Here is a 16,528-nt window from a genome sequence, read left to right as displayed (position 1 = left end):
TCAATTGTTGTATTTTTTGGGAAATCACTAACAATAAGCTTGTTTAAGTGCATTAAACAATATTGATGGACTAACTTATCCCCAAAAATTTCCTTTAATATATCAGGGTATCTCTTATCAAAGTCCGTAACGATAAACACAGGCTCTGATGCATCCAGATTTTTCTGTAAAAATCCCTTGATGGTTTCTGAACTCTTATCTTCAAAAAGTTCATCTGCTATCGTTCTTTGAGTTTTTGCATCCAGTAAAGTTAAACGGTATTTCTGACATCTTCCTTCTTTTGGATGTTGTTCGTCATAGTGCACCATATGTATATTTTCTGAAAATGGAACAGTTTTCTGTTCCATTTCTTCGTAGAATGCTCTTAAAATAGTGCTTTTTGATCTYGGATAGATGAAGTCCATTATATCAGAAATTCCATCGTATGAAACGTTATGGTATCTGAGTAACTGGAAGAAATCATTGAATGAATTAAAAAGTAAAGTCTTCAGATCTTCCCAAAAACTATGATCTTCTTCGTGTGTATTACCACAATTTGAGCATTTATATCGACCAATGTTGATTTCTCCAAGACCTTCTTTAGTATGAGGATTATAGCCATTATGAACCATTGGAGTACTACAAATTGAACAGACTGGAGGAATTTTTCTACGAAAAATTCCTCGTGTGGTATATTCATAATCGTTTCCAAAACAACCAAAAACGTCTAAGAGAGCAGGGAGCTCCGAAAAGTTATTAAGAGTAAGGTTTATAGTTACCATTGTTTTTGCCGTAACATCATTACATAATTATAGAATTATAATTTTGTGTAGTGATGTTACACTTACTTTTATCACTAGATTTTGGGACTGAGTCGTTACGGATAATCCATTATTTTTTTGCTCAAGCATCAAGCATGTAATCCTTAACAAAAATTTTTTTACCGATATGAAAAACATTTTTATATAGTTAGCCCAATTTAATAGATATAACGCAAGTTATCTAGATAAATCCTCTTACTTTCATTATTTATTTTTAACTCTTAGGGGAGTTAGACGAGTCTGCCTTAATAATTGGAAAAGAGACAGTTATTACAATAAATCATGAAAAATCCAGCCCGAAATTTCGATGCCCTACTCTTTAGAAAATTGAAATGAAGAACAGGAGAATTTTAATGAAACACCTAAATTTGTTCCCTATGGTTTTTACGCTTATACTGCTTCTTCTGGTTCCAAATATCGCAGTAGCACTGATTGATGCAGAAGCTGCAAAAATCCCTTATCAAGTAAACAACTCTGACCGAATAATTATTGGTACAGTCAGCAAGATTGACACATATAGCAGCTACACAATTTATACCGTTAAAGTTAAAGAATGGCTCTATAATCCTATTCCCACAGATACCATAAAAATACAAAGCAAAATAGGGACTAATCTAGCTGTGGAAGATGAAGTCGAGTTTGCCCAGAACGAATCTGCCCTTTTGATGTTAAATGACGGAAATCTCGATGAACTACTTTTTAGAGTACCTTTGGGACTAAAATATCCTGTTTCAGACAGGGACGCAGTAATCGAGGAGTTGGAAGCTCAGGGTAAATGGCAAGAGGAAAATAAAACAGAAAATAAGGCAAGCGAAACCGAAGCGGTAGAAAATACAAAAACAGAGGATGAACAGGAAGATCAAAATGTTGACAACGTAAATGATACCAAAACAGCAGAGGACGCAGGAACACCCAGCGAGCAGGAAGAAAGTTCCAATCAGACCCAGAAACCAAACGCTATTCTTTTCATGAGTCCTGTCTGCGTGTTTGCAGTAATGCTTGGTGCAATCATATACGTCAAAAGGAAAAACTAACAACAGCTTCTTGTTATTTTGCGTAGGCTGAATATAAAGAACAGGAGGATTTTGATGAAACGCCCAAGTTTGTTTCTGATACTCTTTACGCTTATGCTGCTTCTTCTGGTTCCAAATCTCGCAGCAGCCGCACTGACAGCTGAAACTGCTGAAATTCCATATCAGATAAATAACTCTGACCGCATAGTGATTGGCACGGTGAGTAAGATCATTGATTACGGCAGATACACTATTATCACAATTGCAGTTAATGAGTGGCTCTATAATCCCCTTCCTGAAAAGACTATAAAAGTGAGAATTGAAACTGGAAGCAGTTATTGGACTGAAGATGAAGCTGAGTTTACTAAGAACGAATCCGTACTTATAATGCTAAAAGATGTAGATATAGATAAACAACTTTTCAAAGTGACTTTTGGTTTTCCAGGGAAACGCCCGACTACAGACAGAGATGCGGTAATCGAGGAACTGAAAGCTCAAGGAAAGTGGCCGGAAGAAAACCAAATAGGAAATAAAACAAACGAGACCGAAGTGATAGAGAATATTGGAACAGTAGAGAAGCAAGAAGAAAATCAAACCGAAAATAAGACAAATGAAAATAAGACATATGAAAATAAGACAAATGAAACAGGAATTACAGAGAATACAGGAACAATAGGCAAGCAGGAAAAAAGTTCCAATCAGACCCAGAAACCAAATACTACTCCTTTCATGAGCTCTGTCAGTGCGATTGCCGTAATGCTTGGTGCAATTGTATACTTAAAAAGGAAGAACTAACAACGGTTCTTCGCTATTTTGTATGGGCTGAAAATAAAAAGCAGGAGAATTTTGATGAAACGCCTAAGTTTTTTTCTGATACTCTTTACATTTATACTGCTTCTTTTAGCTCCAAACCTTGCAGCAGCCTTATTTACTCCAGAAGCTTCCGAAATTCCGTACCAGATAAACAACTCTGACCGTATTGTTATTGGCACAGTAAGTCAGATTGATGTAGCTGACTATTACACGAATAACACAATTACAGTTAAAGAATGGCTCTATAATCCTCTACCAACAAAGACCATAATAGTAAGGACTAATATCGGGGCCAATGCCTCTACTGAAGACGAGGCAGAGTTTACTAAAAACGAATCCGTGCTCCTTATGTTAAAGGACCAAAGGCCCGATAAAGGAGTTTTTTATATGTCTCTCGGTTTTTTGGGAAAGCATCCGGCTACAGACAGAGATATAGTAATCGAGGAGCTAAAAGCTCAGGGCAAGTGGTTGGAAGAAAACCAAATCGAGAACAAAACAGATGAGATAAAACAAATCGAAAATGCCGAATATGTAGAGCAAGAAGAAAATCAAACAGAAAATAATACAAATGAAACCGGAATGACAGAGAATACGGGAACAACAGGCGAGCAGGAAGAAAGTTCCAATCAGACTCAGAAATCAAACACTATTCCTTTCATGAGCTCTGTCAGTGTGATTGCAGTAATGTTGGGGGCAGTCATATATATAATAAGAAACTAATAAAAATAGCGTAAGGCGAGTTTATGCAAACTTCATAAAAAGAGCGTGTCCCAAAATCACTGACTTAATTTTAAAACACGCTCTTATTTAGTCTGTATGAGTTTTTACCAATTCAGTCCAAACGTACAACTCTTACAAGAGACTTAATCGGGACATTATAGATTGTATCTACACCTTTTTTGTCGACCAGTACAACTACAAGTTTTGGTTTTGCATCCATTTCCCTGAGCTGCTCAATCACTTCCATACTGGTTGAACCGGTGGTAATAACATCATCTACGATAACGCAGTTTTTACCGGCAACTGATCCAAAATTCCTGCTTATGGTCCCTTTGTGTCCTGTGCTAACGGTTTCCTGCCCTTTGCGGTGATAAATAGCCAAATCTGCACCCAGTTCATATGCCATCATGCTTGCCAGAGGAATACCATTGGCTGCAACGCCGACAACTACATCTACTTCAGCATTTATTTTTTCCAGGGTCTCAAGCACAATGTCGCAGAGTGCAAGCGAGATGTTATAAAGACGTTTAGCACTTTTCCCGATACTGTTCCAGTCTACAGAAATATCTTTTGGAGCGGGAGTTATTTCCTCTTTTTTTGAACGGGTTAAAAGCCAGGTAACAGTTTCCCTTGAAACATTGAGTTCCTCGGCGATCTGGCCGGTTACAAGTCCGTTACTTTGCAGTTCCACAGCTTTCTGTATTAAATCTTCTATATCCTTCATGCCTCCATGCCCACCTGAAATTTTTATCCGGCTATATTTCCGGGGTTTCCAAATTAAGATAATATTATAATATCAAGCGTTATATCAATTTCTTCAGCTTAAGATTCACTCTTTTACAAGAAACTACCTGTAAAAAGAGTAGTATGAAAAACTTTGAAAGATTGGTACATACATCTACCAGGTGTATTAACCGTTATTTTTCTCCAGTACCATCTCAAGATAAGAAGTCCGAATAGAATCTTTTTCCCCTGCGCCAAACTGTTTGAGCAATTCAAATAATTTTGCCCTTGAAGTTTCGAGTTCTTTTTCGCTTTCAGCCACAATTTCGACTTCAAGAAATTCCCCGAGCCCTTCGACGGCATCGAGGCAGACAGTAATTTCTCCTGCGCTGAAAACTTCCCTTTTTTTTCGGACTACTCCGGCTTCCGAGAAGCCAAGGGCATGCAGTATTTGTGTTGTGGTGGCTTCGTCTACAGGAGTTTCGAATTCTTCTCGGGTTTTGGAAATGCCATCGAGTTTGGGGCCTTTGTAGGTCAGCACAGCCTGACCATCCAGGGAACGAATCCTTAGTGCCTCATCGGTTTTTGCAAAATCCCTGTGAGGAGCTGCAAAATAAACGTCAGACTGGTTTTCAATCCCAATTTTTGTTGCTCCTATGTTCTTAAGGATGGAGCGAACTTTTGAATGGTCTGCTCTGACCTTGACCTCGATTTCAATCATAGTTTTCAGGAATCTCCAGTTAAATCCGGTTAAAATTGGTAAATATTTGCTGGCTAAAACACTTGCACTAAAACGATATATAGTATTTGTTTGAGGCGGTTCTATCAAGTCTAGTGCATCGATTCCAAATTATGTCCAAAATGAATTTTTTGAAAACCACTGAAAGCACGGAAGAATAGAACTCATGAAATTGTCCATCCCGATCGACTTGGCATAACCCTGGTATTCCTTTACTTTATTGCACGATGCAAAAAACTCAACCCTGTAATCGGCATCACAATTAACCAATAAAGTAAATAAATTGCTATGAGACCATCACTAAAAGATGCCTCGTGTGAATGCCTTGATGAAAGTTCCCAGACTGCAAAGAAAAGAGAAAATATAGAAATAACACTTGCTATGGATGAAACTGCAAGATATGCTTTCATCGAGTATGGATGTCTATGCAAAGATAAGAAGACCAGTAATGAGAATGGGGACAGTAACGCCAGAAGTGTTATTACGAGGGGTGTTACGAGGTACTTGTAGTCACTAAGAAATTCTGTACCACTAACTTTCCAAAAACTTACGATAACCAGTAAAAACAGTGAAACACAAAACGGGACTGCCATATGCCATCTGGGTAGTACTTTTCTTGCTTCTAATAAGAAAAGTACAGAACCAAAAAGAGAGATAGTGCTCATTAATTCTAAAAGGACATCTTCATCGGTACCAGGCAGCAAGTAAAATCCATTGGATAGAATTCCAACTACAAACATAAAGACAACAGACATCAATGCCATCGCAATCTTTATCCTCATCAAATCGCCCTGCAGGAGTAAATATGAGATGAGAAAATATAGTGCTTACGTTTTTCAACATAAGCGCTAAAAATAGAATCAGGAAACAAATGCTAAAAATGGAATCCGGAAATAAATGTTAAAAAATAGAATCCGGAAATAAACGCTAAAAATGGAATCCGGAAATAAATGTTAAAAAATAGAATCCGGAAATAAACGCTAAAAATGGAATCCGGAAACAAACGCTGAAAATAAAATCCGGAAATAAATGTTAAAAAATGGAATCCGGAAAATCCGGATCTTTCATGCATCTTCGGGGACGAACTTGGTGCCGTAGTAGATCATGCCACCTTCACCGTCCTCTCCAAGCTTGCGGAATACGGATCTTACCCTCATTCCAATGTGAATTTTTTCAGGATCGCCAATTACCTGCGAGGTCAGGCGGGGGCCTTCATCAAGCTGAATTATCGCAAGGGTATAAGGAGCCTGGTCTTCAAAACCTTCTGCAGCTGTATGGATTACAGTATATGATATTATTTCGCCAGTGCCTTTGAACCTGTAAGGCTCAATATGGCCTACACGCCTGCAGTTTACGCAAAAATTACGCGGGGGATAGAAATGTTCCCCACATTCTTTACAGCGGGTACCTTCAAGGTTATACCTGCTGCCGAGACTTCTCCAGAATCTTGGAACGGAAGACATCGGATCTCACCTCTCCCTCGAGAAAATATGTACTACAGCTGTTGCTCCTGACCCTCCTACGTTATGGGTCATGCCATACTCTGCGCCTTCGACCTGACGCTTGCCTGCTTCTCCGCGAAGCTGGGTTACGATTTCTACAGCCTGCTTTATGCCGGTTGCTCCCACAGGATGCCCGCAGGCTTTGAGACCACCGGACGTATTGACAGGAATCCTGCCTCCTATTGCAGTTTCCCCGTTTGCTGTGGCAATTCCGCCTTTTCCTTTTTCCACAAACCCCAGGTCTTCAATTGCGCAAATCTCAGCAATGGTGAAGCAGTCATGCACTTCTACAAGGTCGATGTCTTCAGGCCTCAGCTTTGCCATGGAATAGGCCCGCTTTGCAGCCACCACGGTTGCGTCGAGGGTTGTGATATCCCGCCGGTCGTGAAGCGCAATTGTATCACTTGCCTGAGCGGTTGCCTTGATATAAATAGGAGTATCCGTGTACTTGTGCGCAATATCCGCTGGGGCAAGCACGAGAGCTGAAGCGCCGTCCGTTATTGGGGAACAGTCAAAAATGTGTAAAGGATCGGCTACCATTATAGATTTCAACACGTCGTCCACAGTGATTTTGTTTTTATACTGAGCAATGGGATTTAAAGAGCCGTTTTTATGGTTCTTTACGGCAACCTCGGCAAGCTGTTCGCTGGTAGTCCCATACCTGTGCATATGCAATCTTGCAATCATTGCATAGATCCCGGGAAAAGTTGCTCCTGCCATCCCTTCCCACTCCCGATCAGCCGCTGCTGCAAGAGCTGAAGACGCTTCCTCAGACCCTACATCAGTCATTTTTTCGGCTCCTGCTGCAATCACAATATCATTATAACCGGAAGCTACAGCCATGATGGCCTGCCGCAGGGCAAGCCCGCCTGATGCACAGGCAGCTTCAACTCGCGTAGCCGGGACATGCAGGTTTTTGGAAAGTCCCGAATAGTCCGCTATAAGAGCACCTATATGTTCCTGATCAATAAATCGCCCTCCGCTCATGTTTCCTACGTAGAGAGCGTTGATTTCTTTTCCGCCAACGCCTGCATCTGCGAGTGCTCCGGCCCCGGCTTCTACCACTATATCTCTAAGGGACTTTCCCCAGAGTTCTCCAAACTTGGTATTCTTTACTCCGATAATTGCTACGTCTCTCATATTCTTCACTCCGTTTTCATGACCGGCGGATTTTACCCTTATGTTTGGCGTATCTTGCATAGTCAATATATATAGGATTTTTAATCAGTTCGGAAACCATCGGAGCCTTGTTTCGGATTTCCTCAATCCTGTCTGTAACCGTTATACTAAAAGCATCAGACCCTGCACCTGACCCAAAGGCAGTCGCAAAAATCCTGTCCCCTGGTTTTGCCTGATCAAGAGTCGCAGCAATTCCCATAAGACAGGAACCTGAATACGTGTTCCCAATTTTTGGAACTACAAGCCCTGGAGCTATCTGGTCCCTGGTGAAACCCAGGGTTTTTGCAGCTTTGGTAGGGAATTTTCCATTTGGCTGGTGGAAAACCGCATAATCATAATCTGTAGGCTTTGTCCCGAGTTTTTCCAGAAGACCTTTTGCGCCGTTAGTCACATGCTTGAAGTAGCCTGGCTCTCCTGTAAAACGGCCTCCGTGCTCAGGGTAGGGCATCCCTTCTCTTCTCCAGAAGTCAGGGGTGTCAGTTGTAAAGGAATAAGTGTCTTCAATGATTGCGGCAATCTCTGATTCGTTTCTTCCAATGAGGCAGGCAACTCCCCCTGCAGCCGCAGTATACTCAAGAGCATCACCAGGAGCACCCTGAGAAACATCGGCTCCTATAGCCATTCCCAGGTCGATCATCCCTGAACTTACCAGTCCCATACAGGCCTGAACTGCGGCTGTCCCTGCTTTACATGCAAACTCAAAGTCTGCTGCGGTCATATTTGGGGTTGCTCCTATAGCCTGGGCGACAATTGTGCTTGTTGGCTTTACAGCATAGGGATGACTCTCCGAGCCTGTATATACCGCCCCAATCCTCTCTGGATCAACCCCGCTTCTTGCCATCGCGTATCTTGCCGCTTCCACAGCTATAGTTGCTGCGTCTTCATCGATATCAGGCACGGATTTTTCATATACCATAAGGCCACTTTTAAGAGCATCTGCATTATCACCCCATACCCGGGCGATTTCTTCTACTTTGATACGGTATCGGGGAACATAAGCACCGTAAGATACGATTCCAATAGTCATTATTTCCACCTGTTTTTGAGTGTTTCAGGGCATCAGAATTCAGGGTTTATTCCCTGGCATAGTATTGACTGTATTTTCTCAGTAACTGGACAATCTGGTCAAGATCCATAGTAGTTGCGACCAGGGGGATGCGGTCGACTTCTGCCATTTTGATTACAACAGGTTCGACCTCTTCTTTTCGAAGGCCGTGAAGTACCACGGCACCGGGCTTAAGGTTGGTAACCCTGATTGCTACCATTGGGGATTTTCCGGTGCTGACCTTCGTAAAGATCATGGCCCTGTCGGTACTCCAGCCATAGAGCTTCTGAAACTCATGGGAAGAAAGTTCCAGGATTGCTCTCTGGCTGTCAATGACAGAGAAACCGTAAAGAGGCCTTTCAACTCCTTTGTAGATAATATCTCCTTCAATAAGGTTGACCAGTTTAGCAAGCTGTATCGGGATCGTATACTCATATGTTGAGTAAATGGATTTCGTACCGCTTTCGGCATTAAGTATTGACTCGTAAGCGTGAATTTTTTTGCTACCCCTGTCCATGTCAATTTCAAGGAGGCACTCAACAATTTTTTTTACAATTAGTGTTCCTGGGGACTTTCGTCTACCACTTTCATAATCACTGATAACGGAGGGGGAAACCTTAAGATAACTTGCAATGTCGGTCTGGGATATCTCAAAATTTGATCTCCATTTTTTGAGTGACTCTCCCGGTTTTTCCGAAAGAGTGATATCTCCAGCCATTTTTTCCGCCAGACGGTTGCGCAGATTTTCTGAGGATTCATTGGATGTCATGACTTACGTACTCTAAGAGGAAACATTACCTTATATATCTAACGAATATGAATTCGGCAATTGTCGCAGAACTTCTAAATCAATGTGCGGCACGCGTTCTTGAGAAAATTTATAATGTTTGTAAACGAATTAGTATATGATGCCAGTCGATTCGTCCAATCAGGAGATAAACGTCTCAGACCTTCTTCTATATATCAACTGCCCGAGGAGGGTATACTTTGTCAATCGAGGTTTTGAATTGTTTTCGGAAGTTACTGCCTCCAGGCTCGAGAGAATAATCCTGAAAGAACTCTCCCTAAATTATCCCGAAATTATGAAAGAGTGTTCGTTAAACGCCGATAACCTTTATGAGGAGCTTGAACTTTCTCTGGCAAAGGTATGTACAGATCTTCCACTCCTGTTTCCGCGAGAACTCTCAGGTGTTACAAAAGAGATTTTTGAGGAGGGAGAAGCGCGGGCAAGAGCTAAACTTCCCGAAATTGCAGCCAACCTGCGGGCAGCATTTGAAGAATTTGGGAAAGAGCCTATGCTTGCGGCACTCACGCCTGTTAAAACCGAGCCATTTCTGTCCTCAGAAAGACTCAACCTCAAAGGTGTTCCATCAAAACTCGTTTGCTTTGAAGGTGTGCAGGTTCCGTCAATCTTAAAGCCAGGAAGCTGCCCTCAACAGGGAGTATGGGCTTCTGATCGGATACATGCCGCAGCTTTTGTCATGCTTCTTGAAGCCGAAAATGGAAAAGAGGTCCCTTTTGCCTTTGTGGAATATGTAAGTTTCGGCCTTCTCCGAAGGGTGGCTGTTCGAAGCACGGATAGGCGGGAAGTTCTTAAAATCTGCCGGGAAGTGGAAAAAATTAAAGCCGGAATTATGCCTGAGAGAAAGGAAGAGAAATTCTGTAAGGAATGCAGTTTCTCAGAACACTGCATTTCAGAGTCTTCCCTTATGTCGAAATTTTTCTGAATTAGAAGTGAATGGAAAACGATTATACCACAATGCAAAACATGGAAAAAGATCACAACATAATGAAAATGATGGAAAAGAGTACACCATACTGAAAAAGAGTATGTCACAATGAAAAAGATTATAGCACAATGAAAATGATGGAAAAAGATTACAACACACTAAAAAATATGGGAAAAGATTACAACACAATGAAAAAACACGAAAGGCAAAAGTCAGAATAAAGTAAACTACCAGGGTAATAGAAGGTGGTCCTCAAAGGGACTATAAAGAGATGAAATACGAAACATGCTGTCCTATAATTAGTATAATTAGTTGTGATGATTTTTTTGAATATGCCAGGACAGTTCATACTTTTCTTAAAAACACCATTTCTCACTTTTTAAGTTTAAAACTACGCTTGGATTCAGTATAAGCATATAAATTTTTTAGTCCAACCATCAAATAATTCGACCTATTAAGTACTAATTCTGAAAAAAATAATCCTAAATATTACACCGTATCAGATTGTTTGATAACTTGATACTAAAATATATAAAGGAATAATAAATAGAATTTTATAGAGTTCTAAAGTACTTCCCAGATAACCCTGACTCCATAAAACATGTCCTAAGAGGCAATGGTCATGTTAGCTTTGCGTATATATCAAGTTTGCCTGATTCTGCTTCCTAGGAAAAAGTAACCAGGAGTTAAATGAATGATTAAGAAACAATTTGGAATAGTAGCGCTAATTTTAGTAATATTGCTGGTTGGTATTACATTGATACCAGCCGTAAGTGCACAGAATGAGGATAATTACTCTGTAACCGCTGAAGACGCCTTTAAGCATGCTAATGCGAATATGATAAGTTTTATAGCAGCCAAAGCACCAAACTTTGAAGGTTGGACAGGGGCATCTATTGATCCCAAACCAATTGAGCTTTATGACATAAATGGTCAGAAATTATTTTATCAATTTTCAGTCTATAAAGAAAAAAAATTGATAGGTACAATTGATATTTATGCCAATAAAAAGCTAGGAAATTCATTCAATGACATTGCATTTGAGCCTGAACCCTATAAAACGGCTGAAGCTATAAAAAAGTCAAAAGATATCGCCAAGAAAAATTATCCCACTGGAGAAATCAAATCAACCAGTTTGGTTGTATACAACTATCCGAATATAGGGGCGATGACCGTTGTAAAAGACAAGACCACTGGATTTGAACATCGGATATTTGTAGACGCATATACTCTTGAAAAGATAGAAGATAAACCTGTAACTGAAACCGAGCCTGGGGTTTGGTCAATGTATGAAATGAAATTGGAGAATGGAGTTGAAGAAAATTTAAAAGAGTGGCAGGAAAGTGATCAACTCACAAAATCTATAGAACAAGCAGCAGCTAATAAGGGAGTTAATATTAATGCGGCAGTCACTGAAGAAAATATGAAGAAACTCAGTGCCGATGCAGCAACCACGACTTCAACAAGTATAAAACTTGGTGTTCTTTGTCGTGGACAAGAATGCGATATTTATTGTGGTGAAGCATCTATTCAAATGATTTCTTTATACTATGGAAGACCAACTCCTAAACAAACATCAATCTATAACTATTTCTTCGATTCTAACGATGATCCGGCTGGGCTCAATCCTTCTGAAATTATAAAATGGGCTAATATTAAATGGGGAAAAACAGGAACTTTAACTAGTAGTTGTACTAGTTCTGGCGCTGTTACAGAGATTAACAAAAGAAGACCTTTTTTCAGTATGACTTCAAATCATTATCGGGTTTGCCAGGGATACCTGATTCAGAATGGGTATTATTATATGTATATTAATGATCCATTGCCTGTTGGGTCACGTGGTACACCAAAGATTGAAAAGATCGGAAACGGTACAGAAAGAAAACGCATCTATATACGTTAAAATCCTTTAAAGAGTTGGATGTACTCCTGGTTTCAACGGTTGCATATGTACACTTTGTATATAGCTATCTATAGCCAGCCAAAAAGTGAGGTTTATCAAAATTCTCACTATTTTATATATATTTATTGAAATCTCCAAATTTTTTGTAACATCGCTAAACAGCGCTATGGCGAAAGACAAACAGCTTTTGAGGATAAAATATGAAAGGTAAAACTATATCAACAACGTCGATTGCTACTTTTCCGGTTCCACCCTCATCTGTGGTAATGTCTAATAAAGCACGCAGAAAAGATACTTTCCTAATAGCTTTTGGAATAACGTTACTTACGATTTCAATACTGGTGAGCGTAGCAGGTGCAGCTCCATTTGCATATGTTACGAGTTTGGGGGTCGACACTGGAACTGTTTTTGTAATTGACACAGCAACTGACAATGTTACAGCCGTGGTGCCTGTGGGCGGCTGGCCGGCAGGTGTTTCAGTCAACCCTGCAGGAACAAAAGTATACGTAGCAACCGGATTTGACCCCACCGTCTCAGTAATTGACACAGCCACAAATACGGTTAGTGCCACAGTGAATACAGGAGGAAGTTATCCCTGGGGAGTTGCAGTCAACCCTGCAGGAACAAGGGTTTATGTGACAAATCGTTACAGTGCGGCGGATAATGACAGCAACAATATCTCAGTAATTGACACGGCAACGAATAGCGTAACGGCCATGATTAATATCGGAATAAGTACTGTTAACGTTGCAATCGCTCCATATGGAAAAAAAATCTATGCTGTGAACAGCCGCAACAACACTACTTCTGTAATCGATGCGGACACAAACAAAATTACGGTCACGGTGCCTGTAGGAGACCATCCTTCTGATATTGCAGTCAGTCCTGACGGGAATCAGGTGTATGTAACCAATACAGGCAGCAACGACATATCAGTAATCAATACAGAAACAAACACCGTTACAGCCACAGTGCCTGTAGGAATACAACCTATGGGAATTGCAGTCACACCGGACGGAACAAAGGTATACGTGGCAGATTGGCAGAGCAACAACGTATCCGTAATTGATACAGCAACAAACACTGTTATAGCCACCGTGCCTGTAGGAATACAACCTATGGGAATTGCAGTCACGCCGAACGGAAAAAAGGTATATGTGACAAACGCCGAAAGCGACAATGTCTCCGTAATTGATACAGATACAAACAAAGTTACAGCGACTGTGAATTCAGGGAAATATACTATAAACTATCCTGCTGGAGTTGCCATTGGGCCTTTTATAGATTCTAATATTACTGGTCAAAGCACAAGAGTAGCTTCCAATTCACGTGAAGATACAGAAGCCGAAGAAGCTAACCTATCATTTGAAGAAAAAAAAGCTGTTGAACTCAATAATTCAAAGAACAATAATTCAGAGTATGATAATGGTAATAGCTCAAGTGAAAATGAATCGAGCAAAAATAACTCTACTCCAGGTTTCGGATTATTGGGCGGCTTGGCCTGCCTTTTTGGAGGATGGAAGTTCGGTAAGAGGTAAGTGCCAAAATGGGGTTTAATCTCGTTACTTATTGGACTGAACTTGCATTGAAGACAAGGAATGCTTGGGAAAAAGAGGAAAAATAAAATTATACAAACAACACTTCTTAATAATTTTTTGATATTTTCCTCTATGAATACCAATTTTTAACGCAAAACCTCCACCTTGAACCCTTTTTTCGAGCCCACTATAGTATTATATAAACTAGCTGCAATACGCCCTATGAAGTATCCAGACACTCCATAAAATATAGGTAGACTGAGTACAGCCCATTTCCCGAAAATCAAGGAAAAAATCCCGAATTTTTTTGTCATGGAAATTCCCATTAAAGCAGCTATTGTTGTAAAAAACCCAAAAACTAAACCCATTGTTCCATAAAAGATTGTAAGAATTTTCCCGAATCCGGCTGAATTAATTTTTTTTATGACTACCATGATATTCCCCCAATATCCATTCCAATATCCATTATTTCTGCATTTGTATATATCTATATCATGAGCCGATTCTGAAACCAGTCTAATTAATAGCAGTCTAATATTATTAGCAGTCTAATATTATTAGCAGTCTAATATTATTAGCAGTCTACTATTATGGTCGTCCACTAATACCTGATTGATGTTTTCATGGCATAGTCTGAAACATGGCTTTGCTTGCGTTTACATACTCACACAGCAGACCGGCCACAGCAATATATTCAAAGAAGCATAACTTATTCGTTTAGATCTAAGATGGAAAATATAAGTTGATGTGGAAGAGTATATTATCAAGTAAGATTATTTTGTAATGAAGAAGAACAAAAATTAACACTTTTCCTGATGTAATGGACTGAAACAATTGCTTGATATTATCAATAAATTTTATTGGAAGGGTGAGTAAATATATATTTTAAAGATAGCAACACAAGAGGACTATAATTTCATTTATAACTTGAATAAGGCTAACATAGAAGATTATGTAATAAAAACATGGGGCAATTGGAACGAAGATTTTCAAAGAGAGTTTTTCAGCAGGTATTTCCAAACTATAGAATTCCAGATTATTGTTGTAAATGATAAAAATGTTGGCATTGTTGCTTTCAGTCGAAGTGAAAAATCCATTGTTATTGATGAAATACAAATATTGCCTGAATATAAGAATAAAGGAATAGGAACTTTAATTATTTCAGATATTATTGCCGATGCTCAAAAGGCAAAAACAGAAATAAATCTCAGAGTGTTAAAAGTTAATTATATAGCTCAAAATTTTTACAACAAACTTGGTTTTGAAAAAATTGGAAATACAGAAACTCATTTTCTTCTTAGTAAAAAACCCGATTTGCATATTCCGGATTATCCGGATATTGAATTCAGAGAATCTAGACACTAAACTGAAACATTCAGACAGATTTTGTCAAGACGTTATTGTTAAAAGAGTCCCATATATGCGTTTTCGGTTAATTAAGAAATCAAGAGAAATTGCTTTCAGTTCCTCAACAGTTGTTAAATATTTAATTTTATTATAGGCTGGAACAGAGAATCAATTTCATGTAAATAGTCCAAAACTTAAAGTAGGTTTCGGGTACAAAATAGATATATTTCAGGCATTCCTTGACCGACGACAAATGACTAATTATCAGGAAATTTTAACTAATTATTAAACAGAAGTTATGACTTGAAGAAAACAGATCTTTCCTATTGTATTACTGATACACTGATACAAAGATATTCCTGCTAAATTTTCGTACTATCATATTATTGAGTTTGAGGAAAAAGCATGATGGTTTTCTTTGACATAGATGGCACTCTGTTGGATCATAAAAGTGCAGAATTTACAGGGGTCAAATTATTTTACAAAAACCACAAAAATTTTTTTGATATGAGTTTTGATGAATTTTATTCTATTTGGTGTAAACTATCAGACAAACACTTTGAAAAATATTTAGCCAAAAAATGCTCTTTTGAAGAGCAGCGAATAGAGCGAATTAAAGAACTTTATTTAAAACGAAATATCAACCTGTCAAGTGAAGAAGCACTTGAAGTATTTGATTACTATTTACGCAATTATGAATTAAGCTGGAAACCTTTTAATGATGTAATACCATGCTTGAGAAAACTTTCAAAGCTAAAAATGGGTATCATCAGTAATGGCGATCCAGGGCAACAAAAACTAAAGCTAGATAAAATGAAAATTTCTCATTACTTTGTTGATATCGTAGTAGCAGGAGAATTTAATGTTTCAAAACCCCATACGGAAATATTTGAAATTGCATGTAAAAGAAATGGTGAAGAACCAGAAAAATGCTTTTATGTTGGAGACACCATCGAAAATGATATAATACCATGTGAAAAAATTGGAATGAAAGGTATATGGATTAATAGAAATAACAAAATATTAATAAGTAAAAATGTTAAAAGTATTATCTCATTGAAAGAACTTGCCAATGTATTATGCGAGAATGTGTCATAATCATTGGATTATTGAGCCTGGATTATTGAGCCCTGCTTAAAGGTTAGAGCATTTGAAAAAACAGTGCATTCCAATATATAATTTTGATTAAACTTTTTTTAAAGAGCTTAAGAAAATACAAGACTTTTTAAATAACTTTTTGATTACACTTTTTTAAAGAGCTTACGAAAATACAACACTTTTTAAATGAATTTTTGCTCAAGCTTTTTTCTAAAGAGCTTACAAAAATCCAGGACTTTTTAAATGAATTTTTGCTCAAGCTTTTTTCTAAAGAGCTTACAAAAATCCAGGACTTTTTAAATGAATTTTTGCTCAAGCTTTTTTTTAAAAAGCTTGAGCCAAAGCCTTTTAAAGGTGAACCTCTCTCAATCTGCATGA

At 38.8% G+C, this 16,528-nt stretch carries 17 protein-coding genes and 1 pseudogene; 8 read left to right on the top strand and 10 right to left on the bottom strand.

All coding sequences use genetic code 11. The features are described 5' to 3' along the window. Positions 1-761 (bottom strand): annotated as a pseudogene (locus FXW07_RS18100) (ISNCY family transposase); the annotation flags it as partial. Between the two features lie 392 nt (positions 762-1,153). Between FXW07_RS18100 and FXW07_RS18095 the strand changes: the two are divergent. The 3 genes from FXW07_RS18095 to FXW07_RS18085 are packed head-to-tail and all read left to right on the top strand — an operon-like array spanning position 1,154 to position 3,346. Further along, entirely contained in the window at positions 1,154-1,834 is a 681-nt protein-coding gene (locus tag FXW07_RS18095) for a hypothetical protein (RefSeq protein WP_229396988.1), read from the top strand. Positions 1,835-1,888: 54 nt separating this feature from the next. Next, the gene (locus FXW07_RS18090) at positions 1,889-2,608 is read left to right on the top strand and encodes a hypothetical protein (RefSeq protein WP_229396986.1); all 720 of its coding nucleotides are present in this window, start codon (positions 1,889-1,891) and stop codon (positions 2,606-2,608) included. Between the two features lie 54 nt (positions 2,609-2,662). Continuing rightward, a complete protein-coding gene (locus tag FXW07_RS18085) occupies positions 2,663-3,346 on the top strand; it encodes a hypothetical protein (RefSeq protein WP_229396985.1) in 684 nt (227 codons plus the stop codon). 112 nt (positions 3,347-3,458) lie between these two features. Here the strand turns inward: FXW07_RS18085 and FXW07_RS18080 are convergent, their stop codons facing one another. The 7 genes from FXW07_RS18080 to FXW07_RS18050 form a co-directional block, all read right to left on the bottom strand. Then, on the bottom strand, positions 3,459-4,070 hold the full coding sequence (locus tag FXW07_RS18080; protein ID WP_229396983.1) for an orotate phosphoribosyltransferase-like protein: 612 nt from the start codon (positions 4,068-4,070) through the stop codon (positions 3,459-3,461). Positions 4,071-4,256: 186 nt separating this feature from the next. Further along, positions 4,257-4,790 (bottom strand): class IV adenylate cyclase, encoded by a 534-nt coding sequence (gene cyaB / locus FXW07_RS18075; protein WP_229396981.1) that lies wholly within the window; start codon positions 4,788-4,790, stop codon positions 4,257-4,259. A gap of 230 nt (positions 4,791-5,020) precedes the next feature. After that, the gene (locus tag FXW07_RS18070; RefSeq protein ID WP_229396979.1) at positions 5,021-5,590 is read right to left on the bottom strand and encodes a hypothetical protein; all 570 of its coding nucleotides are present in this window, start codon (positions 5,588-5,590) and stop codon (positions 5,021-5,023) included. A gap of 282 nt (positions 5,591-5,872) precedes the next feature. Beyond that, positions 5,873-6,271 carry a Zn-ribbon domain-containing OB-fold protein gene (locus tag FXW07_RS18065; protein WP_229396977.1) on the bottom strand — a complete coding sequence of 133 codons (399 nt, stop codon included), beginning with the start codon at positions 6,269-6,271 and terminating at the stop codon, positions 5,873-5,875. Between the two features lie 6 nt (positions 6,272-6,277). Further along, the gene (locus FXW07_RS18060) at positions 6,278-7,450 is read right to left on the bottom strand and encodes a thiolase domain-containing protein (RefSeq protein ID WP_229396975.1); all 1,173 of its coding nucleotides are present in this window, start codon (positions 7,448-7,450) and stop codon (positions 6,278-6,280) included. Positions 7,451-7,466: 16 nt separating this feature from the next. Then, positions 7,467-8,516: a hydroxymethylglutaryl-CoA synthase gene (locus FXW07_RS18055; protein WP_229396973.1), complete on the bottom strand. Its 1,050-nt coding sequence runs from the start codon at positions 8,514-8,516 to the stop codon at positions 7,467-7,469. A gap of 46 nt (positions 8,517-8,562) precedes the next feature. After that, entirely contained in the window at positions 8,563-9,303 is a 741-nt protein-coding gene (locus FXW07_RS18050) for a helix-turn-helix domain-containing protein (RefSeq protein ID WP_229396971.1), read from the bottom strand. A gap of 139 nt (positions 9,304-9,442) precedes the next feature. Here FXW07_RS18050 and FXW07_RS18045 point away from each other — a divergent pair, with 139 nt between their 5' ends. The 3 genes from FXW07_RS18045 (at position 9,443) to FXW07_RS18035 (ending at position 13,705) form a co-directional block, all read left to right on the top strand. Further along, positions 9,443-10,261, top strand: coding sequence for a Dna2/Cas4 domain-containing protein (locus tag FXW07_RS18045; protein ID WP_229396969.1), 819 nt, complete (start codon positions 9,443-9,445; stop codon positions 10,259-10,261). A gap of 697 nt (positions 10,262-10,958) precedes the next feature. Continuing rightward, positions 10,959-12,167: a C39 family peptidase gene (locus FXW07_RS18040; RefSeq protein ID WP_229396966.1), complete on the top strand. Its 1,209-nt coding sequence runs from the start codon at positions 10,959-10,961 to the stop codon at positions 12,165-12,167. Between the two features lie 200 nt (positions 12,168-12,367). Further along, the gene (locus FXW07_RS18035; protein ID WP_229396964.1) at positions 12,368-13,705 is read left to right on the top strand and encodes a YncE family protein; all 1,338 of its coding nucleotides are present in this window, start codon (positions 12,368-12,370) and stop codon (positions 13,703-13,705) included. Between the two features lie 146 nt (positions 13,706-13,851). Here the strand turns inward: FXW07_RS18035 and FXW07_RS18030 are convergent, their stop codons facing one another. Continuing rightward, positions 13,852-14,139, bottom strand: a complete 288-nt coding sequence (locus FXW07_RS18030; protein WP_229396963.1) for a hypothetical protein — start codon at positions 14,137-14,139, stop codon at positions 13,852-13,854. Between the two features lie 493 nt (positions 14,140-14,632). On the opposite strand from FXW07_RS18030, the gene FXW07_RS18025 reads away from it, so the two are divergent. Next, positions 14,633-15,070, top strand: a complete 438-nt coding sequence (locus tag FXW07_RS18025) for a GNAT family N-acetyltransferase (RefSeq protein WP_229396961.1) — start codon at positions 14,633-14,635, stop codon at positions 15,068-15,070. Positions 15,071-15,457: 387 nt separating this feature from the next. Further along, positions 15,458-16,150 carry an HAD family hydrolase gene (locus FXW07_RS18020; RefSeq protein ID WP_229396959.1) on the top strand — a complete coding sequence of 231 codons (693 nt, stop codon included), beginning with the start codon at positions 15,458-15,460 and terminating at the stop codon, positions 16,148-16,150. Positions 16,151-16,277: 127 nt separating this feature from the next. On the opposite strand, the gene FXW07_RS18015 is transcribed toward FXW07_RS18020, so the two are convergent. Continuing rightward, positions 16,278-16,526: a hypothetical protein gene (locus FXW07_RS18015; RefSeq protein ID WP_229396957.1), complete on the bottom strand. Its 249-nt coding sequence runs from the start codon at positions 16,524-16,526 to the stop codon at positions 16,278-16,280. Positions 16,527-16,528: the final 2 nt, after the last annotated feature.

The organism is Methanosarcina sp. DH1 (assembly GCF_020804205.1).
Taxonomy (GTDB): Archaea; Halobacteriota; Methanosarcinia; order Methanosarcinales; family Methanosarcinaceae; genus Methanosarcina; species Methanosarcina vacuolata.
The sequence above is the reverse complement of the archived record's forward strand: the minus strand, read 5'-3'. Positions and strand labels throughout refer to the sequence as shown.